Below are 23,966 nucleotides of genomic sequence, written 5' to 3' on the forward strand. Positions count from 1 at the left end.
TCGCCTTGAGGTCCTTGAGGTCCAAGAGGTCCTGTATCGCCTTGAGGTCCTTGAGGTCCAAGAGGTCCTGTATCGCCTTGAGGTCCTTGAGGTCCAAGAGGTCCTGTATCGCCTTGAGGTCCTTGAGGTCCGAGAGGTCCTGTATCGCCTTGAGGTCCTTGAGGTCCGAGAGGTCCTGTATCGCCTTGAGGTCCTTGAGGTCCAAGAGGTCCTGTATCGCCTTGAGGTCCTTGGGGTCCAAGAGGTCCTGTATCGCCTTGAGGTCCTTGAGGTCCGAGAGGTCCTGTAGCTCCGGTAAGTCCTGTGGCACCAGTAAGACCGAGTTCTGCAATGATTTCTTGAACAATGTCTGCGATGGCTCCAGTAGTACCAGTGGGCACTTCTAGACTTACGACGGCAGAACCAGGTGTTACCGAAATGTCTAACGTATTGGATATAAAGTTTATTGTATCTCCGAAACCGAGTGGAACGGTTCCGTCAGCGCCTGTATTCCCTTGAACCACGAATAAGGTGCCACCTGTAGCAAACGTTCCAGTCGGTCCTTGAGGTCCTTGAGGTCCTTGAGGTCCTTGAGGTCCTGTGATACCTTGAGGTCCTGCCGTGCCTTGAGGTCCTGGAGGGCCCGATGGTCCTGGAGGTCCTCCTGATGATCCGGTGGTTCCCGGAGGTCCTTGGGGTCCCGTTGGTCCCCTCGTAACGTCTGTGTCTAACACGTTTTCTAACTTCTGGTTTAAAATCCATTCTTTCTTACCGATTACATTAATTGTGTCGCGAACACTCGCATTGATCGTAAGTAAGTCGGTGATCGTTGGTTGAAAGGTGGTTGATACTCCGGGGAGCGTTCCGAGAACATATTGGAGTTTTTCCCCTTCGGCATTAATAATATGGCTAAGTCCTAGCTCTTCTAACGCAATCGAGGACAGCAGTAGATTGACTGCATCTTCTCTCGTAATGGAAATGTTTGGTGAAATGTTTGGGATATTGGCTTGAGACATGTTATACCTCCTTTGAAATAATTCTTGCTATAGTTATGCTCCTTAACTTGTTCGTGTTCCAGTTTTTTTGGGTAGGATGTCTACAAAAAAGTGGGTGAATGCTTGAAGAGGGGTAGGCTGTCGCTCTTCTCATAAAGAGGACGGCCTTTCCATTCAAACCTTCATCCCAATTGTTTTGTCTAGCATTTGTAGTTTCTGAGATTAGACAATAGGACCTAATCTTTTTAATGTCATAGAAGCATTGCTGAGTGGTGAAAGGGCACCAATTAGGCTGCCTAGTAAGGGAACAGATACACCACTTACATTTCGTAGTGTGATGGTTGCGTTCGCAGGGACGTCGATGATGACGGAACCGGATATTTGTGCTGCTAGATTTAGAACCCCTGTTAAGTTAATCGCAAAAGTAGATTGTGGGACGACTGTACCATTTACGGTAACGGCAAAAGCAGCTAGTAAACCTAGAAGTGCTCCTACGGCACTAACTTGGAAGTTGACTTCATACTGTCCTGCTTGAGGTAGGATGATCTGAGTGGATCCTGTAGTATGTGTAATGTTATTTAATACACCATTATTACTAAATGGTATATCTCCCCCTGCTCCAATGGTTAGTACTATACCAGTGGATAGATTGTATACTTGGCCATAAGCAGATAGCCCACCTTGAGCCGTCCGATTCTCTAAGGCTATGATTCGTCTTCTCAAACCATTAATGCGGTTGCCAAGTGCACAGAGTCTTTTCAGGATTTTCTGGATAATAGAGCACTTCGGTGATGGACAATGTTCTCTCAATCCTGCTGCTTTATCCTTCATAATAAACCTCCTTTTCTCCTACTATTCATATGGTGGACAAAATCGTTTGGCTTGGATCATTCATCTATTTTTTCGAGAATACACATCTAATTTTGCGTATTCTTTTGGATATATCGGGTTTAAATATCTGGAATATTTTGATAGAAGGATGGATATTTACTTCATAAATCCAGATGTGACCGTCTCGATCGATTCCGATATCGATGCCAAATTCGTTCCATTTGGGATAGGCTCTACTAATGGTATGGGCAGCTTGGAGGGAGAGTGCACGGATTTTCTCTACGGTTTTCTTTGCTTTGGGAGGAAGATAATCTAAGTCGTTTTTTAGTAATTTTCGAATTGGTTTGTATTCGACTCCGTGATTATAGTTGGTAACAATCAAGTGTTCAGAGGCTACACGACCTGCAATCCCTACAATTTTCCATGTCCATTTTTGACGGATAAGGTGGACTCGTAGGTCAAATAGATTGTGATTCTTTGTCAGACTATGGATGCCTTGCTGAATCAGATAAGGGCGATCCATGCGAAATTCTTGAATGTGATCGAAGATTTTTTGGGCATGTAGGGGGGCAGTGAGTGTATTACCGTGGTCGCTCGACATCAGGATCACGCGATTTTGTCTGTGGCGTTCGATCCGCACGATTCCTTTTCCTTGGCAGGAGTTGTTCGGTTTGATATAAAGCATTCTATATCTGCCTAGCATTTTGTGAAGGGAACGTAGGGTAAGTACTTGTGTGTCAGGGATGTTTTTCGCAATAAGAGGATTTTTCTTCAATAAATAGCTATTTGAGATTTTACTAATCACGCTCAATGTTACATAACTCCCTTCGACCTATATGAAGAGTACGGGATGATACACTTTATTCATGATATGAAAAAGAGCAACGTTATCAAGAGCGTATTTTCATAGTTTTAGAGAGATGTTTCAAATAGTAGGTGCAGTACGGTTGCTAACTTTTCAAGCATTTACTATACTTGATGCATAATAATTTTAGTGAGGTGTTTGGCATCCGCAAGAAACGGGTGCCATTTCCTATATGAGCCAATACCAAATACATGATCTACGCGAAGTCCGAGTCCGAGTGGCTTCGATTATTTATTCTGACCCAGTGGCTGAACCAGAGAAGATCGAACAAGAGATGACCGGTTCGTTTGAGCAGTCGAGGACAGATTGGAAAATCCGCTATAAAGAGAATCCGAATACATCCGAAGAGGTAGCCACGATGGTACGAGCTGGAGAAGAACAGCTTGTCATTATTCGCCGCGGTGGAATTTCGTACCGTCAAGTATATCGCCCGGGTGAGGTAACGGTAAGCCTGATGACGACACCGGGTGGACAGATGGAGATGGAAGTGCATACCCATCAGTATCACCGAGAGATGGGACAGGGTAGTGGAAAGATCGAGTTTTCATTTGAGTTATCGATGAGTGGGCAATTATTAGGATTGTACGAGCTGACGATTGATTGGTTGGAGGGGTAAAGATGAGCGTTTTGACGCAGATGAAGGAAACGTTAAAAGAGCAGATTAAGCAGGCTATTATGCAAGCGGAATTGGTAACAGAGGAACAGATTCCTGATATCTTACTAGAGGTGCCAAAGGATAAGAGCCACGGAGATTGGGCTACCAATGTGGCGATGCAGTTGACACGGATTGCCCGTCGTAATCCGCGTGAGATTGCGAATGTGATTGTAGAGAAACTAGATCAATCCAAAGCACAGATTCGCAAGGTCGAGATTGCGGGTCCGGGTTTTATTAACTTTACGATGGATCGTTCTTTTTTAACGGACGTGGCGCTTGAAGTTTATAAGCAAAAAGAGGCATTTGGTAGAAGTGAAGCAGGTAAGGGCGAGCGGGTAAATGTAGAGTTCGTGAGTGCCAATCCAACAGGCAGTCTTCATCTGGGACACGCGCGTGGCGCGGCAGTCGGGGATGCATTATGCAATGTATTGGATGCGGCTGGTTATGATGTAACCCGTGAGTATTACATTAATGATGCGGGCAATCAGATGAATATGATGGCGTTATCACTGGAAGCGCGTTATTTCGAGGGCTTGGGCATTGAGTGGGCATTTCCAGAGGACGGGTACTATGGACAGGATATGGTGCAGATTGCGGAGCAGATTATCGAGGTTGACGGGAAAAAGTGGACCGAGGTAGAGGGCTCTGAGCGTTTGGCTTATTTTAAAGAAGTGGGACGTGAGAAGCTACTTAATAAGATTGAGACGGATCTAAAAGGGTTCCGTGTCGGCTTTGATAAGTGGTTTAGCGAGAAGACTCTCTATGAATCGAATGTGATTGAACAAACGCTAGAAGAATTAAAGAAACAAGGTTGTACGTATGAACAAGATGGCGCGCTCTGGCTACGATCCACCGATTTTGGTGATGATAAGGACCGTGTGCTAGTGAAACAAGATGGTTCCTATACCTATCTTACGCCTGATATTGCGTATCATCGGGATAAGTTAAGTCGTGGTTTTGATCGTCTGATCAACATCTGGGGTGCAGATCATCACGGTTATATCGCTCGGATGAAGGCGGCCCTGCAAGCGCTAGGGCATTCGGCGGATACGCTTGATGTGATGATTATTCAACTCGTGAAGCTTTTCCAAGGTGGAGAAGTGGTGAAGATGTCGAAACGTACAGGGAAGGCGGTTACGTTGGTAGACTTGATGGAAGAAGTGGGAGTGGATGCGACTCGCTATTTCTTCGCGATGCGTAGCCAAGATACCCATTTGGACTTTGATATGGATTTGGCGATGAGTCAGTCGAACGAGAATCCTGTTTACTATGTTCAATATGCCCATGCGCGGATTCATAGTGTGTTTCGTCAAGCAGTCGAGAAAGGGGTCTCGGTTTCATTTGACCCTGCTGTGTTGAGCCGATTGTCGGAGGATGCGGAGTATGACTTGTTGCAGAAATTAGCTGAGTTCCCAGATGAGATCGCATCCGCGGCGGCAGCCATCGCCCCGCATCGTGTGATTCGTTATTTGTATGATTTGTCGACACAGTTCCATAGTTACTATGGTGCGCATCGGGTTGTGACAGAGGATGTGGAGTTGTCGCAGGCACGTCTGGCTTTACTTCAGTGTACGGCGCAGGTGATTCGGAATGGGCTGGGGCTCGTAGGAGTGACGGCTCCGGAGCGTATGTAGGGTTGTGTGGTTGTTGATGAAGTGGGCTATTGGATGATGGGAGAGAAGGGGGAGTCTATTTGATCACCACTCAAATACCCAACATCTCCTCTTCTCTTATCTATCGTGAATCCGATTCATTAACAAATTTGCTTGAGTAGTAGTGAGTAGGTACATTAATTCTATGGGTTAACTTGTATTAAACGCCTTCTTTGTAGTCTAGTTAATAGACGCGGGAGGGCGTTTGTTTTATGGTTTGGCTTTTTTTATCTTCTTGGTTAGTAAGGATCGTTTCATCTCTAGCGGGGGGAATGTTTTTTGATCGGTTTTGCTTAGATGTTCGGTGATTCGTTTGGCACGGTTGCCTTTTATATGGAATTCTCCTTGGAATCCGCCTACGATTGTATAGATATCTTGTGAGAAGAGGAGGTCCTTTGGATGGTATCGACCGAATAATATGACTTTCTCTGTTGCTTTCATGGTACTAAATCCTAGGAGGGTGACAAAGGTGATCGTGTTGCCGGCTACTACTTTCCCGCTTAAGGAGTTTGTTATTTTTACAGTCGATTTTACAAAGGTTACTCCCTCGGATTGAAAGGTGCTTCGGCTGGTCACGACTCCTTGGATGATAATGGAAGACTCTTTACTTAAGCTTTCTACGGAAGGATACACTTCCCCGATGCCTAGAGCTGTTCGAATGATTGAGTTAGTTGTAGTTGTTTTTTCGATGGAAGCTTTTAAAATTTCTGTTCTCTTCGCCTGCTGAGCCTCTATCGCCGCATTACAACCTGTCCCCATCAGCAAAACACCAATCATACATAGGAAAAACATTTTTCTCATAAAACTCAGTTCTCTCCTTCGATTTCTCTTATTCTATTAATGTGACATCGAGGTGGGAATTTCCTGCAATATGGAAATAGAATGAACCCCTTCAGTAGTCAATATTTTCTTCATTTCTTAAACCGACATCTGATACAATTTGGTTTGTGAAGCACATATGGATGACAAAATAGGAGGTACATAATATGAGCAGTCAGTCTAATAATGGAGATCAATTTCTAGGGAAGTGGGAAACGGAGATTGCTAGCCCGATGGGGAAAGTCCCGGTTTCGGTCGAGTTTACTTTTCAAGATGGACAAATAGTAGGAAATGCAAAGCAAGGCGAGGATACCTTTACGTTTCATCCTACGGTAGCTGGGGATCAGCTAAAGTGGACGATGAAGATTACGAAGCCGATGAGTCTTAGTTTGAACTTTGTCGTATCGGTAGACGGAGACACCATGAAGGGCGAGGCGAAGGCTGGATTTTTCGTTTCCTCCAAGTTAACAGGACACCGCGTTTCATCATAATCCAGAACCCCCCTATGCTACGGCTTAGCGGGGGGGTTCTTCTGTAATTTCTAAATATGAGAATATTTTACATGTATATTGTGTACACTATGTACATGTTATACAATGGAGGTGAGGAGTGATGTTGATGCAACCAGCTCTATCGACGGATGTACGTAAAAATTGGTCAGAGTTTTTTGACATGGTTGTTCGAGGGAAGCCCCAGGCTGTGCAACGTAATCGTGACTTAGCTATGTTTATTGCATTACCGCACATGAGAGAAATCCTTAAAAGATATCGTTTCACATTAGAGATTATACAAGAAGATGATGGCTCCTTTACAGGAGAATTACAAGAAGTCGATCTAATGTGGAATACGGATAGTATAGATCAGCTAAAAAAGATTTTAGCTCAAGATTTAATGGAGTATGCTAGAAACTATATGGAGGAATTTAATTTACACTTCCATTCCCCCAATCGTCGAGATCATTTCCCCTACGTTCTACATGTACTCATTCACGATAATCTAGTTGATATAGTGAAGCTAATCGATGGCGACTTGGAAAGAACTTAAGAGATATTGTGAGTCAAATGATTGGAGGCTTTACAAAGACACAGACCATTATTTTTACCGCAAAATCTTGCCAGATGGGACTGTATTACTTACAAAAGTATCAAAAGGGAGTGGGGAAATCCCGAAGGGTCTTTGGAAGCGAATCTTGAAGCAACAGTTAAAAACAACACAAGAAGAGTTTAACCGGAAAACATAATCCAGAGGCTGGGCACTTTGTGCTTTTTCCTTATTTGCGTTTCTTCTTTGCATCCACAATGAGTGAAGTAAATCCTAATTTTCCATCTTGATTTCGATGGTCGAATCGTTTCGAACGATAGATGAATCCATCTGCTTCGTTCCAGTCGAGATAATGGAACTGACCATTTTCATCAAAGTATTCTAAGAGGGTTACATCGAAGCCGGCAGATTCGAACATGGAGGTAATGGTTGTATAGGTGTATACGATTTGATGACTGGCGGCTGGATGGTCTGTGGGACCGGGTCCGCCGACTTGTACGATTTGTTGATATGCTTGATCTGGAAAGTATCCATCTGGTACGGCACATCGAATAAAGCCTTCTGTTTGAAGGAATTCGTGGCATATGGTGGCGGCTTGGATGCCTTCTCCATAGGTCAAATGTTCCCATACGTGTTCAGCGAGAATGGTATGGATTGAGTTAGGTGAGAAGCGTTTTATCCAATCATTTCGATTTAATAGACTTAGTTCATGTTGCTCGGTGTGAATCCAGCCAGGGTTGTTGTTTATTCCTTCCGCGCCTATAACGACTTTTAACTCTTGGGTGTGGCTCATCGTATCACTGCTTTCTGTAGAGTAAGAGATAAAAGAATAGCCCTTGCTTATAGGGTTCCTCTTGATGATGAGGAATCTTATAAGCAAGGGCTATTCATTGTATATGATTTCAGAGTTTCCGACAAACATAGATTGGAATGAGTCAGACTAGCGGTCGTTCACGGAACCAGAGAGTGGCGATGTATTTGATGCCCTCATTTAGTGGATGAGATCCGTGTAGTGACAGCGGATGAGGGTCAATGGTCCCCTTTATACAGTTTTGAAATACAAGGAGTGTTCCTGCCTGCGGTACAATTTCTAGGCCTAGGTTGGGGAAGAACGTCTCTCCGCCGACTCCAGCAGGAAGTGTATTTAAATAGAGTAGAGCCGTATAAGTGCGTTGTCCTCCGTGGGTCATGAATTGATAACTTGCTTCTTTATGGAGTTCAAAGGCATCAAAATGAGCGCCAAATCTTCCTCCAACTGGATATTGCCCTATTTGCATTTGTTCGGCGTGGCTGAGGGGTTGTCTCGTAATACTCGCAATTCGTTCACATATTTCAGTGGTGAATGGGCTAGTATGATGGGGGACCCAACCGGTATTACAGACTCTAAAGTCGGAATAGATTAGTCCGGTTTCTCCTACAATGGTCGACGGCTGCAATTGAGGCTGGACGATTTGAATGAGCTCTTGGCATTCCTCCAATGTAAGAATCTGTTCATACGTAACGATTAATGGGTCCAAACAGAGGACTGTTGCGGACCTGTGAATCATATGCCCCACCTCGTTTCTAAGTTATAAACAATATATTACGTAGAAGGAAGGAACATGATTTGAAAATGACGTAGAAGGTAGAGCCTAGCATAATAAGTAGAAAACATATACAATTATAAATATAAGTCAATGCCGACTATTGATCTTTTTCTGCCTAATTTTCAGCATAAATCAAATCTGGGGGGATTCCGTTGGTTCAACATGGGGGGCAAGGTGAATGTAGTGAGCATGTCTTTCAAGAGGTGTTGCATGGGATCCAAGAAGGTGTACATATTGTAAATGCGCAAGGGATTACGATTTTTTATAATCAAGCGGCTTCCCGTATAGATGGGATGGAATCGACAGAGGTGTTAGGGACGCATGTTTTGGAAGCGTTTCCATCCTTGACGGAGAAATCAAGCACGCTTTTATATGTGTTGGAGACTGGAGAACGGCTTCCGGATACCCAACAAACCTTTTTGAATCAAAAGGGAAAGCAGATTACTACCTTAAATCGTACCTTTCCGGTTCATGTCGAAGGGCGATGCTTAGGTGCGGTAGAGATATCCCGCGATTATACGCAAGTGAGAGAGCTATCCGAAGAGGTTCATGCATTGCGTGAGCAAGTGTGGAAAAAGGTGCCGCATAAGGAAATGAAGGCTTGTTTGTACCAGTTTGAAGATTTTCTAACCCAACACCCCGCCTTAGTGGCAGAGGTGAGCAAGGCGAGGAGAGTAGCCCATTCCAAGGCTCCTGTCTTGATTATTGGAGAGACAGGTACAGGGAAGGAGATTATTTCCCAGTCGATTCATCAGTTGGGGATGGGGAAGAAAAAGCCGTTCATTGTTCAGAACTGTGCAGCTATCCCTAGTTCGTTGTTAGAAAGCTTGTTGTTTGGAACGGAAAAGGGTGCTTTCACAGGTGCGGAAGATCGTGCGGGGCTGTTTGAACTAGCAGATGGTGGGACTCTCTTTTTAGATGAAATTCATGCGATGCCGATTGATCTGCAAGCAAAGTTGCTAAGAGTTTTAGAAGATAGTTTTCTGCGAAGAGTGGGGAGTTCGAAATTACGATCCGTTGATGTACGGGTGATTGCGGCTATTAATGAAGATCCGTGGTTGGCTGTCGAAACAGGGAAATTTCGAAAGGATTTATTTTACCGGTTACATGTGGTGAGCATTCATCTTCTTCCCTTGAGAAAGAGAAAAGAAGATCTGCAACTTTTGACAAATTATTTCCTGGGAAATCTTTCTCGGCAATATTCGATTTCGTCGCTGTCGCTTTCTGTAGAAGTGGAAATGTTATTCAGGCAGTATGATTGGCCGGGAAATGTGCGTGAGTTACGGAATGTGCTAGAGGGAGCGGTTCATTTTATCGAGTCAAATTGTATTGAACTCCGCCATCTCTCTCGTCATATGACAAAACATTCTACTCATGCTTTTCAAAGGAGTACGACGGTTAGCTTAGTGGATCGATTAGCCCAGTACGAAAGCGAGATGATTACACAAGCGATGATTCAAGCTGAGGGGAAAGTATCTAGAGCGGCAGAAGCGTTACAGGTTCCGAGGCAGACGTTGCAGTATAAGTTAAGAAAGTTAGGAATACAGAGGTAATCGGATAATAATCAGAACTGGATTGCCCCTAGTCTATTCTCATTTCGATTACATGATTGTGTGGGGAATGGAAGTGAGCTTCGTTGATATCTACATATGATTGCTTTTTTGATTAGAGAGGTGCCTAATAATGGGCACTTTTTTTGATGTGTTCAGCTATTTCCCTGTAGACACGCTATTTTGTGAATTGGCATAAAACTTGCATAAGGTAAGGATGTGGAGGTGGAGGAAGATGCAACAACGAAAAGGAGACCCGTTTGGGACGCATCGAGTGATCGAGCCAGAGGGTGTACTGCCTCAACCGGCTTGGAGACTTGATAGTGTATCTCCCTTATACGCAAATGAATGCCTTATAGACGTAGAACGATTAAATATTGATTCCGCTTCCTTTGTCCAGATCAAAGAAGCTTGTGAACATGATGATGCAAAAGTAAAAGAGATGATCATGAAGATTATTTCGGATCGGGGCAAGATGCATAACCCTGTAACCGGCTCTGGTGGAATGTTAATCGGAAAAGTGAGCCAGATAGGGGTGGAGTTTCCTGCATCAGATCTACAAGTGGGAGATCAAGTGGCGACGCTGGTGTCGCTTACGTTAACTCCGCTTTTAGTCGAAGAGATCCAACATGTAAATATGAATAACGGTCAAATTTCAATAAAGGGAAAGGCCATCTTGTTTGCGAGTTGCCCGTTTGCGATTCTCCCAGATGATTTGCCAGAATCCGTTTCTCTAGCGGCACTGGATGTGTGTGGTGCACCTGCGCAAGTGGCGAGATTGGTTAAACCGAGCGATACGGTTGTCGTGTTAGGTGCGGGTGGGAAGTCGGGCTTATTAAGCCTTGCGGTCGCTTGGCAAGCGGCTGGTGAGCAGGGTAAGGTGATCGCGATTGAATCCAATCCCGCGGCTTGCGAAGTCATTCGAGAATTAGGGATTGCTCATGAGGTGCAGTCTGTTAATGCCAAGCAGCCACTTGCTGTTAAAGAGATGGTTGAGGGGTTAACAGACGGGGGATTGGCAGATATTACGGTGAATTGTGTCAACGTACCTGACACCGAACTCTCTTCGATCTTAGCAACTCGAGATGGTGGAACAGTTTATTACTTCAGCACTGCCGTAAAATTTACCGCCGCTGCTCTCGGGGCGGAAGGAGCAGGCAAAGATGTCCAAATGATGATCGGCAACGGATACGCACCCGGTCACGCTGATTTAACTCTTCAGTTGCTTCGAGATCATCCGGCTTTAAAGGACATTTTTTATCAACGGTATCAGGCATAGGCAAACCAAACCCAAGGAGGAATTTAAATGAGAGACTGGCGCGAAATCGAACTATGGAAAGACGTTACCGAAGAGCAATGGAACGACTGGTTATGGCAACTCACCCATACCATTAAAAATTACGATGATCTTAGTAAAGTAATCGAACTAGCACCTGAGGAAATAAAAGGTGTTGAGATCTCCAATCAGACCATCCCGCTCAACATCACTCCTTACTATGCATTACTAATGGACCCAAAAGACCCAACTGATCCAGTACGGATGCAATCAGTACCAGTATCTTCCGAGTTATACCGCACTCCGTATGACATGGAAGACCCTCTGCTAGAGGATACCGATTCCCCTGTTCCGGGTCTCACGCATCGCTACCCAGACCGTGTCCTATTCCTGATTACCAACCAATGCTCGATGTATTGCCGTTACTGTACACGTCGTCGTTTTTCTGGGCAAGTGGGCATGGGCGTTCCAAAGAAGCAGATGGATGCTTGTATCGACTACATCCGTCGTACACCAGAGATTCGAGATGTGCTACTTTCAGGCGGAGACGGCTTGTTGGTAAATGACCGTATCCTAGAGTATCTACTGAAGAACTTGCGTGAAATTCCGCATGTGGAAATCATTCGGATCGGTACACGTGCTCCAGTCGTATTCCCTCAACGTATTACCGAAAACTTGTGTAACATTTTACAAAAGTACCATCCAGTTTGGTTAAATACGCACTTTAACCACCCGCGCGAAATTACACCAGAGGCTAAAAAGGCTTGTGAAATGTTAGCGAATGCTGGGGTTCCACTAGGTAACCAGTCAGTTATCTTAGCAGGGGTGAACGATTGCCCTCACGTGATGAAGAAGTTGATGCATGAGCTAGTGAAGATTCGCGTTCGTCCGTACTATATCTACCAATGTGATCTATCAGAAGGAATCGGTCACTTCCGCGCACCAGTCTCGAAAGGGATCGAAATTATTGAATATCTAAGAGGCCATACATCTGGATACGCGATTCCTACCTTCGTTGTCGACGCACCGGGTGGGGGAGGAAAAATCCCTGTGGCTCCTAACTATATTCTGTCGCAAAGTCCGACGAAAACGATTTTGCGAAACTTTGAAGGGGTTATCACCTCGTATCCGGAGCCGGAAAATTATCGTCCAACCCAATGTAACTGTGAAGATTGCCAGCGTGAACGTCAGTTGGTCGGAGTTGCGGCTCTCATGAGTAATCAACAGATTAATCTAGAGCCGAAGCAGCTAAACCGTGAAGAGCGCCGCCAACAGATGGAAGTGAAAGCCGCTGAGATTGAAGCAGCCTCTGCTCAGAGCGGTGATGGTGTGAAAGAAATTACATGAACCAAACGATGAAACAGTGGAGCCAGCGAGAGGATTTACAAGTTCTTTCGCTGGTTGGCATTTCTAAAAATGCAGGAAAAACCACTTTTTTAAATGGATTGGGCAGAGCATGGTCGGCAGAGTCGGTTGGTTTATTCAGCATTGGCGTAGATGGTGAGGCACAAGATGTGTGGAGCGGACGATCCAAGCCAGAGGTACGTGTTCATAAGGATTGGATCGTGGCAACATCAGGTGTTTGCCTCCAAAACGAAGCAGATGCGTGGGAGATTATCGAGGCTCTACCGATTGATTCGGTAGCAGGGCGAGTCTATCTAGCTCGTGCGAATCGCGATACCTCTGTCAAATTAACGGGAGTGCCTACTCGTCAGTGGGCTTCTCTTTGTATAGAGCAATTAAAAAAGGTCGGATGTGCCAAGGTGATTGTGGATGGAGCCTATAATCGGAAAGCGATGGCTAGCCCCGTTTGGAGTGATGGGTTCATATTAGTGGTGGGGGCTAGTTTTTCGCCATCGCTTCCTGCACTCGTGAAAGAAGTAAAGGGGTGGATGGCGAAACTGCTCCTTCCTTCTCCGGCTGATGATACAGAACTCTATCAATCATTTTATAGGCGGGAGGTTTGTGCGCTCCAAATAGATGAAAAATGGGTATCGTTTTTTTCCCATGAGTGGATTCAATCGCAGGGGAGCCACATTCCAGCGGAAGATCTTAAACAAGCTACGAAACTTTACTTTCATGGTGCACTGACGAAACGCGTTTTAGAACAGCTTCGGTCGAGTGGTTTTACAGGAGAGATCACGATCCCGGATTGGACCTATTTGTTTGATTTGCTAGTAAAAGGGTCCCAGATTCAGGTGTTGTTTCCTAGTAATCTACTTGCGGTTTCAATCAATTCTACTTCTCCAGATGGTTGGCAAGTAAATCCTGAGGAGCTTCGGACACAGATACAGCAAGTAGTAGGCGATATACCCGTCTGGGATGTATACCGAGAGGAGTGGAATCCAGATGTTTCTTGACTCAGAGACTGCGGAAGCGCTCCGCATTTCTGAATATCTCAAACGAGTTGCGCCCTATACTCCTTTAGGTAAGAAGTGGAAGGGTCGATTAAAGCCCTATACGCTTTCTCGGGTAGAAGAGTGGGAGCTAGATTTACAAGATCAACAAGAGATAATGGAGCTATTTTCAGAATCACGTGCTACGTATTTCCTTACCTGTTGTGAACTAGTAGATGATATTGATTTCACCTTACAGGAAGTGTTACAAGACCGATCTACTACGCTTACTTGGTTTCATATAAAGAGATTCTTAGTTACATGGTTCAGGTGGGATGAGTTTGTAAGCTCAGAATCAAGTCCGCGCTTTATGAGAATGAATCCGGAAGAGCAGAGAAAACTCCATTTCCTTCTTCTGTTGCTTCAAAAATCGGGTCACTTTACGACTACATTTGAAGTTTCGCAGCTAGGTGATTCAAAATGGATCGAGATGAATCGGCAGAAGAATCAGCTGACGAAAGCGATTCAGCAACTTCGCAAAGAGCGGCAAAAGCAGATTAGCGAGCGATTACAGCGAAATCCGAATTTCCAAGGGGAATGGGTGATCAGCAGGCACCAAGAATCGGCTAAGGTGTTTGCAGTGGACCCGGATATCAAGCTGGTACGGGAAACGATTTATGAACAGATTTACGAGCTTGTACCGGATAAACAGGAGCATGTATGGCAAGAGCAGTTGCTGAGCTTCCAGGAAAAGCTATCGATTCATGAACAATTGTTGTTTCGGCAGATCAATCGTCTATTCAGAGATCATATCCCCTTTTTACAAAGCCTCGTACAACGATGGACAAGACTTGATTTATTATGGGCGAAATGTCGTGCGGCTCAGAGTTGGAATGGGGTTAGACCTGTCTATCTAGAGAATCAAGTTCGAATGATCAAGGGGACTCTTCCACTGGAACAAGGGGCTTGGATGCAAAAAGGGTATGAAATGACTCCTGTTACGCTAGAGATGAAGCCGGGATGCACACTACTGATCGGTCCTAATATGGGAGGAAAGACGACTGCCCTGCGAGCGGTGGGTTTATGCACCGTATTAGCGCAATATGGCTTATATGTACCTGCTGAGGAATTTTGTTTCCCATTATTTCCGTGGGTTCGTACATGGATAGGGGATCATCAAAATGCAGAGCAGGGGCTTAGTAGTTTCGGTGCGGAGATGAATCGACTTGCGCAGTGGATAGACAGAGATCCGGAAAACCAAGGGTTAATCTTATTAGATGAAATCGGACGAGGCACCAATCCAATCGAAGGCTCTGCGATCAGCTGTGCGATTACTCGCTATTTGCACGAGTCTCAGGCATGGGCGGTTCATGTAACTCATTTCCCAGAAGCTCTTCAGATCGAGGGAATTCGAGGCTATCGGGTACGGGGGCTTTCTACTATCCCGAAGTGGGATTCAGATTATCCGAACCAAGCAGAGGATTGGATCCGGTTGCTTTATCAGGCGATGGATTATCATCTTGATCCTATTGCGGAACAGGATGTGGTGGCAACTCAAGCCATTTCCATCGCAGAGATATGCGGGCTACCTGAAAAGGTGATAGAACAGGCGCGGACAGCTGTAAAACAAAGAATACAGGAGGGGGATTATGGAAGAGAGATTGCATTTGGATCCACAGAAGATTAACAGGGGTCGAGAAGCGGCTCGCAAGATTGCAGAGGGTGTCGATCAATTTATCGCTCCGCTTACTACAGTGGCGGTTGAGCGGACGGTAGCGCGCCTCTTTGGGATTGATGGGATTGATGATGAATATGTTCCGCTTCCCAATCGGGTAGTGGATCATCTATTGGAGAAAGGGGGCCTCGGCAGGGGCGTTGCACCGTGGCTGATTCAAGCGATGATGCACGAGGAACAAGATGCGCAAACCATTGCGGAGCGTGTGGCACAGGGAGAGCTTGATTTAACAAAAGTCCCGACTCGATCAGACGAAGAAATTAGTCGCTTTGGTAAACAAATTGCCGATCAACAACTAGACCGCATTGCGCAAAATCGAAAAAAACGGGATGAGTATCTGGCTACATTGGGAGAAGGAAAAAAGCCGTACCTTTATGTCATCGTGGCTACGGGGGACATCTATGAAGATGCGGTGCAAGCCCGTTCGGCTGCTAGACAAGGAGCAGATATCATCGCGGTGATTCGCTCAACGGGGCAGAGTTTGATTGATTATGTCCCTTATGGCGCTACACGCGAGGGATTTGGCGGAACGTATGCTACACAGGAGAACTTTCGTATTATGCGTCAAGCACTGGATGAAGTAGGCGAAGAGGAAGGCAGATATATTCGTCTCTGCAATTATTGTTCGGGGTTATGTATGCCAGAGATTGCCGTCATGGGTGCGTTGGAACGGCTTGATGTGATGTTAAATGATGCATTGTACGGGATCCTTTTCCGCGATATCAACATGCAACGAACCCTAATCGATCAAGCATTCTCCCGCATGATTAACAGTTATGCCGGTATCATTATTAATACAGGTGAAGACAATTATCTCACGACTGCTGATGCCGTAGAAGCCGCTCATACGGTGCTGGCTTCTCAGTTTATTAATGAACAGATTGCGTTACTATCAGGGCTTCCGGAAGAGCAGATGGGGCTGGGCCATGCTTTTGAGATGAGTCCAGAGCTAGAGGATGGCTTCTTACTGGAATTAGCGCAGGCGCAGATGGCTCGTCAAATCTTCCCAGACGCCCCGCTCAAGTATATGCCTCCCACAAAGCATATGACGGGAAATATCTTTAAAGGGCATATTCAAGATACGCTATTTAACCTCATTAGTGTTATGACTGGTCAAGGAATTCAGCTACTTGGGATGATGACGGAAGCGATGCACACCCCGCATATCCACGATCGTCAACTCGCGATTGAAAATGCCCAATATGTATTTAATAATGCGCGTAATCTAGGGCAGGAAATCCAGTTCCGTCCGGGTGGCAAGATTGAGAAAAGAGCACAAGAAGTGCTCGATGAAGCAGTCCAGTTGTTAGAGGATGTACAGGAAACGGGTTTTTTTGAAGCGATCCATCGGGGTACCTTTGCCGATGTGAAGCGAGCCTTAGACGGTGGCAAAGGATTAGTAGGTGTTATCCGAAAGTCTGTCGATTACTACAACCCTATGGAACAAGAGTTGCGCAAACGTCTACAGCTACCCAGTCGGGAGGAGGTGTCCCATGGCTACCGATCTTACTAGAGTCAAACCGTATGGAGATACGATGAACGATGGCGTGATGCAGCTAAGCTTCTCCATGCCTGCTCCCTATGGAGAGGAGGCGAAGGAGGCAGCTAGACAACTCGTGATGAAGATGGGACTGACCGAACCACAAATCTATCACATGAAAGATCTAGGAGAGGGTTACACCTACTTCATTGTCTATGGGAAATGCGAGCATCATGTGGATTATACGACGATCCAAGTTCCAAAGGTAGAGAGCCAAGTGATGAGCTTCTACGATATTAATCACTATATTGAGGAACACATCGGTCGAAAAGTCGTCGTCGTAGGGGCTTGTACAGGTACCGATGCTCATACAGTTGGCATCGATGCGATTATGAACATGAAAGGGTACAACGGTGAATATGGCTTAGAGCGATACCCATGGGTGGATGCGTATAATTTAGGTAGCCAAGTCGAAAACGATGTCCTCCTTGCCAAAGCACTCGAATTACAAGCCGATGTCCTGCTCGTCTCCCAAATCGTCACCCAAAAAGGCGTTCATATCACCAATTTAACTGAGTTAGTCGAACTACTTGAAGCCGAAGGGTTACGGGACCGCTTTCTCCTCATCTGTGGTGGTCCCCGCATCTCGCATGAGCTAGCTCTCGAGCTAGGCTTCGATGCCGGCTTCGGTCCTGGCTCCCTCGCCCCACACGTTGCTTCCTACTTCTCACAAGAGATTGCGAAGCGGGTGGAGAAATAAATGACACCTCTATTAGCTAGATTAGAAGTCTAGTTAATAGAGGTGCTTTTTTTTCTTACAAACTAGTAAGGGAATTGAAAGATGAATCCATGGGAAGAATATATAAAACAGATTAGCATAGAGATAGAAACGATGGAGGTGGGAGAATGAAGGGTTTAACAGCGATCAAGACTTTTGTTGAAGTAGTTTTTAGCGTTTGGATTGGAAATGAGAGAGGCGGCATCTAGATATGGAAGCAATTAAAATATAAGGGACGATTCTACTTTAAAAATAGAATCGTCCCTTTTTCTACAGTCTATTTATATTCTAGTAACCAACAATCCTCATCTATGCCCTCATGTAGTTCGTGCTGTGGTAGAAAGGATATTTTTCTAAATCCACACTTTTCATAACAACGAATCGCTCTTTTGTTACGGGCTTGTGGATCCATCACAATGGCTTTTGCTCCTATCTCATGAATGAGATAATCGACCATGCAGGAAATCAAACGAGTTCCGACGCCTTTGTTCCAATAATGGGTTTCACCAATGAATTGATCCATGCCCCATACATTTGGTTCTTCCCAATAGTCGATGTCCTTCTTTTCCTGATCGGTTAGTGGATAGAATTGGATATATCCAATGGGTTCATGATCATATTCTACGATGCACCTTTTTTCTCGTTGATCTTTGTGGTTCATGTACTGTTTCCGTACTTGCTCAGGAGATTGTGGCTGATCTCTTCCTTCATAAAAATAAAGAACATCCGGATTTGTGAGCCATTTTGAGAGGATTTCTACATCGTCCTCGCTAACAAGTCGTAACGTAATGAGACCTGATTTTATCATCATTTCCCCTCCTTCTATCGATGATAACAGTGTATAGGAAAAGCAGGCACACCATGCAATGCATGTACCTGCTTAGAAAGAGCTCCTTTCTCCTATCTCACAGTTTCAGTAATTCACGTATCTCATGATATCTCTTTTCCAATGCTTCTTTTTCCTCTTCTTTTAAAGAAAGAGATAACCGACTTATTACCTCGGTTAGTTCGTACTGTAATAGAAGCTGGTCTGGATTTTGTTCCGATGAGAAACTCCCTTTTTTCTTTTCTAGATATTCGTCATAGGTTCCATTAAAACAAGTTGCAATACCTTCTTCTAATATAATGAGGAATGTGGCTACAGAAGAGAGTAGTTGCCGATCATGTGAGGAAAATAGAATGGTTCCTGGATGAGAGACGAGTACCTTTTCTAATTCTTCTCGTGTGGAAATATCTAAAAAATTGGTTGGTTCATCTAGTACAAGGAAATTGGCATCACTGAGGAAGATCTTTGCCAATTGAACTCTTTGTTTCTCCCCGCCACTTAAGGAAGAGACTCGTTGCCATATGGTATCTCCTGGGAAAGACAGACGAGCAAGGATCGTGCGAATCATCGATTTCGTATATCTACTCTGCTCACTCACGTTTTCTAAGATGGTTTGATTTCGTTTTAGGTTCTGTGTTTTCTGATGAAAGTAGCCCATTTTCGCCTGAGGAGAAAGTTTTACACCCGATTCTTGATTCACAATCATGTCCAATAAGGTAGACTTTCCTGCACCATTTTTCCCGATGACGGCTACCTTTGCCCCAGTAGGAATCGAGCAAGTTAGCTCTTGGAATAGAGCGCGGTCCCCGATTGTCTTCGAAACATTCTCCAGTCGAAGGGAAATTTTACTCTCTAATGGATGATGATAGTGTAAATCCAACGGAACGGGTTTGATCTCTGTTGGCTTCTCTACTTTCCCTACCTTTTCGATCCGGCTCTCAAATGCTTTTACTTGTTTCGCTACTTTTGCAATTTGAGCTCCTTTACCAGCTTTGTAAAGCCGTGACTCGGACGTGCTCATACGTGTTGGAGTTTTCCCCATTCGCTCAGCTTGTAACTTCTTTTTTCTAGCTGCATCTAGTAGCCGCTTCTTCTCATTTTCTACTTGTTGGTATTCAAACTGCATTCGATTGGTTGCCAGTTCTTTCTGCTCTAGATAGGATTGATAGTTTCCGTTGTATATATGGATTTTCTCTCCATCGATCTCTAGTATTTGTGTACAAATAGTGTTAAGCAATGCCCGATCATGGGAAACGATAAGCAGAGTACCTGGATAATTGACAAACTCCTTCTCTAGCCATTGGACCCCTTGCGCATCTAAATGACTTGTGGGTTCGTCGGCTAATAGCAAAGAAGGTTGTTGACTGAGAGCATGTGTAATGCGGCGTTTCGTCTCTTCTCCGCCACTTAAGGAGGAGCCATTTTCATCTTCCTCTTGCTTAATCCATGCGACCGTGCCCTTCACACGAAGGATACCTTCATTGATATCCTCTTCATGACTCAACATGCGAAGCAAAGTCGTTTTTCCCGTTCCATTACGCCCAACGATGCCGATCTTCTCGCCATATTCAACTTGAAGCTTATCAATTGAAAATAGCAAACGATTTCCGAACCATTTTTTAACATGATTCATCTCTAAAATAAACATAAAAAATCCCCCTCCAAATAACACCGAATAAGGCGTTGTTTTCGCTAGAGAGGGTTGAAAGGATGACAATGAATGCCAGCAACAACCTACTCTAACGCATTTGTTTGTTCTACACGCACCGATTGTTGTTTGTTCATTGGTCCGTACCATCCTTTCGATTAGATAGAATGATTATACAATAGGGTATGAAAAAAAGAAAACGAGATGAGAGGAGTTGAAGTTAAGAATCTTCTTATTAGCCTTCTTTCCCCTCAATACTAGATTTGTGTCGGGCTACTTTTACGCGGTTTCCGCAGATTTTCATCGAGCACCATTTTCTCCGTCCTCTTTTATCGATGAATAATAATACACAGTCAGGGTTGTTGCAGAGTCGAAGATGCTTCCATTCCTTATTTGCGAGAAGTTGTAGTGCATCGAATGAAATGAGCGAGAGAAGGGAATCTACGGGATTACCAACGGGGATTGGAGTTAACTGGTGTTCTATGATTTTGTAGATAAAAGGCGCTTTTTCTATCAACATTTCTAATTGGGATGTCCATTTTGCTTGTAGTTGTTGTTCTTTTATTGCTATTTCTAATATATTTCTTAGTGTGGAACGGAAATGTTGTAGAGCATGTAACACGTCGGTTGAACCATAGGCTAGGGCAGGCTCCATTGTCGGCAGTGCTCCGATTTCGTTCATCCGCTTGATCCATAGGTCTAGTTGCTCGATCGATGATAGTAGATTATGACGGCTCCCCCACCGTACTACCTCCGTATTTACTAAATCAAGGGAGATGTGCCCTGAGATGAGCGGAAATGTCTCTTCCATTTTGTGATTCTCCTTCATGTCTAGTAACTAACCTCATAATATATCATTGACAAGTTAGCTACAACAAAATAAAGTAACCATATAACATTAATTAATAGGTTAGTAATAGGAGGATTTTAAAATGATTAAGCCCCCGTTTACGTGTGAAATGGCATTAGCTAAGGTGAAAGCAGCTGAGGATGTGTGGAACACTTGTGATCCGGATCTTGTCGTGAAAGCGTATACATTCGATTCAGAATGGAGAAATAGAACGGAGTTTTTGATGGGGAAAGAAGCGATTCATGAGTTCTTGCAACGTAAGTGGTCGAAAGAACTTCATTATCGTTTAATGAAGGAACTGTGGTGTTATAATCATGATCGTATTTCCGTAAGGTTTGAATACGAATGGATGGATAGAGATACAAGACAGTGGATGAGAACACATGGAAATGAACATTGGGAATTTGATGCAGAAGGCTTGATGAAGAGGCGCGATATGAGTGCAAATGATTATCCAATTGACGTGTCGGAGCGGCGATATTAAGGATTCCTTCTTGCACATCTATTGAACATTTGGCAGAGTTAAAATGAACAAGAGAAAAACGAAAAACAAATAAACAGGCCAAACAAATGAGGAATCATCATGGTAGAGTTTAAGGAGATAACGTCCCGAACCATTTTAACGCCTGCCAATGGTTCGCTGGATGGAAGTCGATTTACATTTACCCTAAACCCATACGTAGGCTGTGTATTTGGCTGTAAGTATTGCTATGTGCGAGAGATGCCAGCAGCGAAACACAGAGAGGCGGAATGGGGAGAGTACGTTGATATTAAGACCAATGCGGCACAGTTGCTAGAAAAAGAGATTCAGAAAGCGAAGAAGAAGGGGACACCTGTATCCATCTTTATGAGTACTGCGACCGATCCGTATCAAGGGGTGGAAGCGAAAGCGGGATTAACACGTTCTCTTCTTGAAGCGATGTTGTCCCAGAAGGATGAGATCGATTACTTGATGATACACACGCGGTCTCCCTTAGCAAAAAGGGATATTGATCTCTTTCTCGAGTTTGAGCAGAAAATCATCGTGAGTATGACGATTGAAACGGACTTAGAGAAGGTTAGAAAAGTATTTACGCCAAGCGCTCCGCCTATTCCTGCGAGACTAGCGACACTACGAGAGATTACGGAAGCGGGGGTACCAACAAGAGCTTCGATTTCTCCGATGTTACCCTTAAGTAAACATATAGCCAAGACGTTACGGGGGGTCACGAACCAAGTGGCACTGGATGATTTCTTTATGGGGGATGGAAGTCGTGGTAGGCGGACGGAGCGAATGAATATAAAGAAGCTTTACGAGCAGTTAAACCTGTTACAGTGGTTTGAACGGGGAGCTTATAAGAAAGTATTGGTTCTCTTAAAGGAAGAGTTCGAAGAAGTGGATGTATTTAATGAAATATAATGAGGTTAGCTAATTCGAAAGACATCGGTCTAGTGGATTAGCTTCTTCGAATCTATCTATATTTTTTGATTGGAATAAATATTCATATATATAAATATTCATTAAAATATAATGCTATCTTCTATAAAAAAATACAATTTAGTCTATTGTGCATATTATAATTGTTATGTATACTTTAATTCGTGCAGTAAGAAATTTTCCTTAGGGGGAGAGATATGTTATCTCTACAAACAACAGACTCCATACTAAATGGACTGAAAAGTATTGATATTCATGCAAATACCGTGGATGAATTAGTAAAGCACGGTATTTGCCATATTTTGGACAAAGGAGATCGGGTCTCAACGAGAGCTGGGGATGCCTTGCAAGCGTATGATGTGAATTATCTCTTGCTAGACTCCAGAGATCGGGTTCATACAGCTCGCCCTCAAGCAGTCAAATACTTTGCTAGAGAGTTGTGCGCTTATTTCCAAGGAAGCCTGAAAGTGGATGGCGGATTATCTAAAGCTTCGAAATTTTGGAATCATCTAGCTGATCAGAATGGAAACATTAATTCGAATTATGGATATTATGTGTTTTATCAGCCAGTTCCAGATGTAAAAATTAGTAGCCAGTATGATTGGGTTATCAAACGCCTTTGTGATAACCGGGATTCAAGACGGGCTATTATCAATATAAATCAAGGGATGCACAAAACGGCAACGAAAGATTTCCCTTGCACAGTAGCAATTAATTATTTCATTAGAGAGGGCTTTTTGTGTTCAAAAGTATTCTCTCGCAGTACAGATGTGATCACTGGTTTGCCATATGATATGGGCTTCTTTTCGTTTCTAACAGAGCTTGTCTATCAAGATCTAGTAGATAGAGGCGTACCAGATTTGAAGCTAGGTTATACCATGATGGCTAGTAATTTTACGCAAATCTATGATCGACATGCAGATAAGGCTTTGGATATTTCCAATAGTTTCGTGCATCAAGAAGCAGTTATGATGCCAAAGATTACAAATGCAAGCGAAGTATTGGAAGATATCTACAACGGTACTTCAAACAGTGAAGTGATGAAATGGGTTTATGAAAACGCTACGTAAGTAGATTGGAGATAGTACATGAGAATCTTACTAACCTCAACCAATGAGGCAAAGCAGAAAGCACTACAAAATATAGTAGACCGATTCTACGATCTGGCTATCATCGAAACGATTTCAGTCGATTCAGGAGTTTCCAAAACACCAACCAATGATCAGGAAGCGATCCAAGGTTGTTGGAATCGAATTGATCGAGCAAGAGAGATCAAAGGAGATTACGATGCCTATGTCTCGTTTGAAGGATTGATTTCGAATCATGAATTCGGGATGTTCTTATACGGATGGTGCTTGTTTGTCGACGGTACGAAAAACGAATATGGCTTAGGAGCTAGTTCTCAGGTGATGGTTCCTCGATTTATCAGTAGCAAAATTTCGGCTGATGTAGAATTTAGCGATGTGGTAAAAGCGGATTACCCTTCGGAACATCTTTCCAAGATGCCAGTGGTAGGGAGCAACGGTTTGTTTACCAATCTACATTATACGAGGGTTCAAGAGTTTGAGGATGCAGCTCTTTGTGCGCTGGGATATCTTCATAATCCTGCCAATGTAGGGGATCAACGCTCAGTACCTCAAAAATAAA

25 protein-coding genes are annotated in these 23,966 nt (G+C 44.1%); 16 read left to right on the forward strand and 9 right to left on the reverse strand.

The window, feature by feature from the left end; all coding sequences use genetic code 11:
* The 3 genes from J2Z48_RS12285 to J2Z48_RS12295 form a co-directional block, all read right to left on the reverse strand.
* The coding region (locus J2Z48_RS12285) for an alpha-helical endospore appendage domain-containing protein (protein WP_503128549.1) at window positions 1–995 on the reverse strand (995 nt) is incomplete at its 3' end.
* A 201-nt stretch (window positions 996–1,196) separates the two neighbouring features.
* The gene (locus J2Z48_RS12290; RefSeq protein WP_307253948.1) at window positions 1,197–1,805 is read right to left on the reverse strand and encodes a BclA C-terminal domain-containing protein; all 609 of its coding nucleotides are present in this window, start codon (window positions 1,803–1,805) and stop codon (window positions 1,197–1,199) included.
* Between the two features lie 64 nt (window positions 1,806–1,869).
* A complete protein-coding gene (locus J2Z48_RS12295; protein ID WP_307254081.1) occupies window positions 1,870–2,610 on the reverse strand; it encodes a YheC/YheD family protein in 741 nt (246 codons plus the stop codon).
* A 232-nt stretch (window positions 2,611–2,842) separates the two neighbouring features.
* On the opposite strand from J2Z48_RS12295, the gene J2Z48_RS12300 reads away from it, so the two are divergent.
* Entirely contained in the window at window positions 2,843–3,286 is a 444-nt protein-coding gene (locus J2Z48_RS12300; RefSeq protein ID WP_307253951.1) for a YwiB family protein, read from the forward strand.
* A 2-nt stretch (window positions 3,287–3,288) separates the two neighbouring features.
* Window positions 3,289–4,959 (forward strand): arginine--tRNA ligase, encoded by a 1,671-nt coding sequence (gene argS, locus J2Z48_RS12305; protein WP_307253953.1) that lies wholly within the window; start codon window positions 3,289–3,291, stop codon window positions 4,957–4,959.
* Window positions 4,960–5,187: 228 nt separating this feature from the next.
* On the opposite strand, the gene J2Z48_RS12310 is transcribed toward argS, so the two are convergent.
* Window positions 5,188–5,778, reverse strand: a complete 591-nt coding sequence (locus J2Z48_RS12310; protein ID WP_307253954.1) for a hypothetical protein — start codon at window positions 5,776–5,778, stop codon at window positions 5,188–5,190.
* Between the two features lie 185 nt (window positions 5,779–5,963).
* Between J2Z48_RS12310 and J2Z48_RS12315 the strand changes: the two genes are divergently transcribed.
* From J2Z48_RS12315 to J2Z48_RS12325, 3 genes are all read left to right on the forward strand, one after another.
* Window positions 5,964–6,287 carry a hypothetical protein gene (locus tag J2Z48_RS12315; RefSeq protein WP_307253956.1) on the forward strand — a complete coding sequence of 108 codons (324 nt, stop codon included), beginning with the start codon at window positions 5,964–5,966 and terminating at the stop codon, window positions 6,285–6,287.
* 121 nt (window positions 6,288–6,408) lie between these two features.
* Window positions 6,409–6,840, forward strand: a complete 432-nt coding sequence (locus J2Z48_RS12320) for a RelB antitoxin-like protein (RefSeq protein WP_307253958.1) — start codon at window positions 6,409–6,411, stop codon at window positions 6,838–6,840.
* Window positions 6,818–7,036 carry a type II toxin-antitoxin system HicA family toxin gene (locus J2Z48_RS12325; RefSeq protein WP_307253959.1) on the forward strand — a complete coding sequence of 73 codons (219 nt, stop codon included), beginning with the start codon at window positions 6,818–6,820 and terminating at the stop codon, window positions 7,034–7,036. The genes J2Z48_RS12320 and J2Z48_RS12325 overlap by 23 nt, the downstream gene beginning before the upstream one ends.
* Before the next feature lie 30 nt (window positions 7,037–7,066).
* Here J2Z48_RS12325 and J2Z48_RS12330 read toward each other — a convergent pair whose 3' ends face one another.
* Together J2Z48_RS12330 and J2Z48_RS12335 are read right to left on the reverse strand one after the other, a co-directional pair.
* Complete coding sequence (locus J2Z48_RS12330) at window positions 7,067–7,630, reverse strand: class I SAM-dependent methyltransferase (protein ID WP_307253962.1); 564 nt, start codon at window positions 7,628–7,630, stop codon at window positions 7,067–7,069.
* A 142-nt stretch (window positions 7,631–7,772) separates the two neighbouring features.
* Window positions 7,773–8,384 carry a prolyl hydroxylase family protein gene (locus tag J2Z48_RS12335; protein ID WP_307253966.1) on the reverse strand — a complete coding sequence of 204 codons (612 nt, stop codon included), beginning with the start codon at window positions 8,382–8,384 and terminating at the stop codon, window positions 7,773–7,775.
* Between the two features lie 191 nt (window positions 8,385–8,575).
* Here J2Z48_RS12335 and J2Z48_RS12340 point away from each other — a divergent pair, with 191 nt between their 5' ends.
* From J2Z48_RS12340 to kamE, 7 genes are all read left to right on the forward strand, one after another.
* Window positions 8,576–9,976 (forward strand): sigma-54 interaction domain-containing protein, encoded by a 1,401-nt coding sequence (locus J2Z48_RS12340; protein WP_307253967.1) that lies wholly within the window; start codon window positions 8,576–8,578, stop codon window positions 9,974–9,976.
* A 232-nt stretch (window positions 9,977–10,208) separates the two neighbouring features.
* The gene (gene kdd / locus J2Z48_RS12345) at window positions 10,209–11,252 is read left to right on the forward strand and encodes an L-erythro-3,5-diaminohexanoate dehydrogenase (protein WP_307253969.1); all 1,044 of its coding nucleotides are present in this window, start codon (window positions 10,209–10,211) and stop codon (window positions 11,250–11,252) included.
* A gap of 27 nt (window positions 11,253–11,279) precedes the next feature.
* Entirely contained in the window at window positions 11,280–12,596 is a 1,317-nt protein-coding gene (gene kamA / locus J2Z48_RS12350; protein WP_307253970.1) for a lysine 2,3-aminomutase, read from the forward strand.
* A complete protein-coding gene (gene kamB / locus J2Z48_RS12355; protein ID WP_307253971.1) occupies window positions 12,593–13,609 on the forward strand; it encodes a lysine 5,6-aminomutase reactivase subunit KamB in 1,017 nt (338 codons plus the stop codon). Before kamA ends, kamB begins: the two co-directional genes overlap by 4 nt.
* Complete coding sequence (gene kamC / locus J2Z48_RS12360) at window positions 13,599–15,272, forward strand: lysine 5,6-aminomutase reactivase ATPase KamC (protein ID WP_307253972.1); 1,674 nt, start codon at window positions 13,599–13,601, stop codon at window positions 15,270–15,272. The genes kamB and kamC overlap by 11 nt, the downstream gene beginning before the upstream one ends.
* A complete protein-coding gene (gene kamD, locus J2Z48_RS12365; protein WP_307253974.1) occupies window positions 15,235–16,833 on the forward strand; it encodes a lysine 5,6-aminomutase subunit alpha in 1,599 nt (532 codons plus the stop codon). Before kamC ends, kamD begins: the two co-directional genes overlap by 38 nt.
* Window positions 16,814–17,560, forward strand: a complete 747-nt coding sequence (gene kamE, locus J2Z48_RS12370) for a lysine 5,6-aminomutase subunit beta (RefSeq protein ID WP_307253975.1) — start codon at window positions 16,814–16,816, stop codon at window positions 17,558–17,560. The genes kamD and kamE overlap by 20 nt, the downstream gene beginning before the upstream one ends.
* A gap of 295 nt (window positions 17,561–17,855) precedes the next feature.
* Here kamE and J2Z48_RS12375 read toward each other — a convergent pair whose 3' ends face one another.
* From J2Z48_RS12375 to J2Z48_RS12385, 3 genes are all read right to left on the reverse strand, one after another.
* Entirely contained in the window at window positions 17,856–18,389 is a 534-nt protein-coding gene (locus J2Z48_RS12375; protein WP_307253976.1) for a GNAT family N-acetyltransferase, read from the reverse strand.
* 94 nt (window positions 18,390–18,483) lie between these two features.
* Window positions 18,484–20,052 carry a ribosomal protection-like ABC-F family protein gene (gene abc-f / locus J2Z48_RS12380; protein ID WP_307253977.1) on the reverse strand — a complete coding sequence of 523 codons (1,569 nt, stop codon included), beginning with the start codon at window positions 20,050–20,052 and terminating at the stop codon, window positions 18,484–18,486.
* A gap of 235 nt (window positions 20,053–20,287) precedes the next feature.
* Window positions 20,288–20,863 (reverse strand): CGNR zinc finger domain-containing protein, encoded by a 576-nt coding sequence (locus J2Z48_RS12385; RefSeq protein ID WP_307253978.1) that lies wholly within the window; start codon window positions 20,861–20,863, stop codon window positions 20,288–20,290.
* A gap of 121 nt (window positions 20,864–20,984) precedes the next feature.
* On the opposite strand from J2Z48_RS12385, the gene J2Z48_RS12390 reads away from it, so the two are divergent.
* The 4 genes from J2Z48_RS12390 to J2Z48_RS12405 all read left to right on the forward strand — a co-directional run bounded on the left by J2Z48_RS12390 (window position 20,985) and on the right by J2Z48_RS12405 (window position 23,965).
* Window positions 20,985–21,386, forward strand: coding sequence for a nuclear transport factor 2 family protein (locus J2Z48_RS12390; RefSeq protein ID WP_307253979.1), 402 nt, complete (start codon window positions 20,985–20,987; stop codon window positions 21,384–21,386).
* Between the two features lie 99 nt (window positions 21,387–21,485).
* On the forward strand, window positions 21,486–22,301 hold the full coding sequence (locus J2Z48_RS12395) for an SPL family radical SAM protein (protein ID WP_307253981.1): 816 nt from the start codon (window positions 21,486–21,488) through the stop codon (window positions 22,299–22,301).
* A gap of 215 nt (window positions 22,302–22,516) precedes the next feature.
* The gene (locus J2Z48_RS12400) at window positions 22,517–23,389 is read left to right on the forward strand and encodes a thymidylate synthase (protein WP_307253982.1); all 873 of its coding nucleotides are present in this window, start codon (window positions 22,517–22,519) and stop codon (window positions 23,387–23,389) included.
* An 18-nt stretch (window positions 23,390–23,407) separates the two neighbouring features.
* Window positions 23,408–23,965 (forward strand): inosine/xanthosine triphosphatase, encoded by a 558-nt coding sequence (locus J2Z48_RS12405; protein ID WP_307253983.1) that lies wholly within the window; start codon window positions 23,408–23,410, stop codon window positions 23,963–23,965.
* Window position 23,966 lies beyond the last annotated feature (1 nt).

The organism is Croceifilum oryzae, assembly GCF_030814315.1.
Taxonomy (GTDB): Bacteria; Bacillota; Bacilli; order Thermoactinomycetales; family Thermoactinomycetaceae; genus Baia; species Baia oryzae.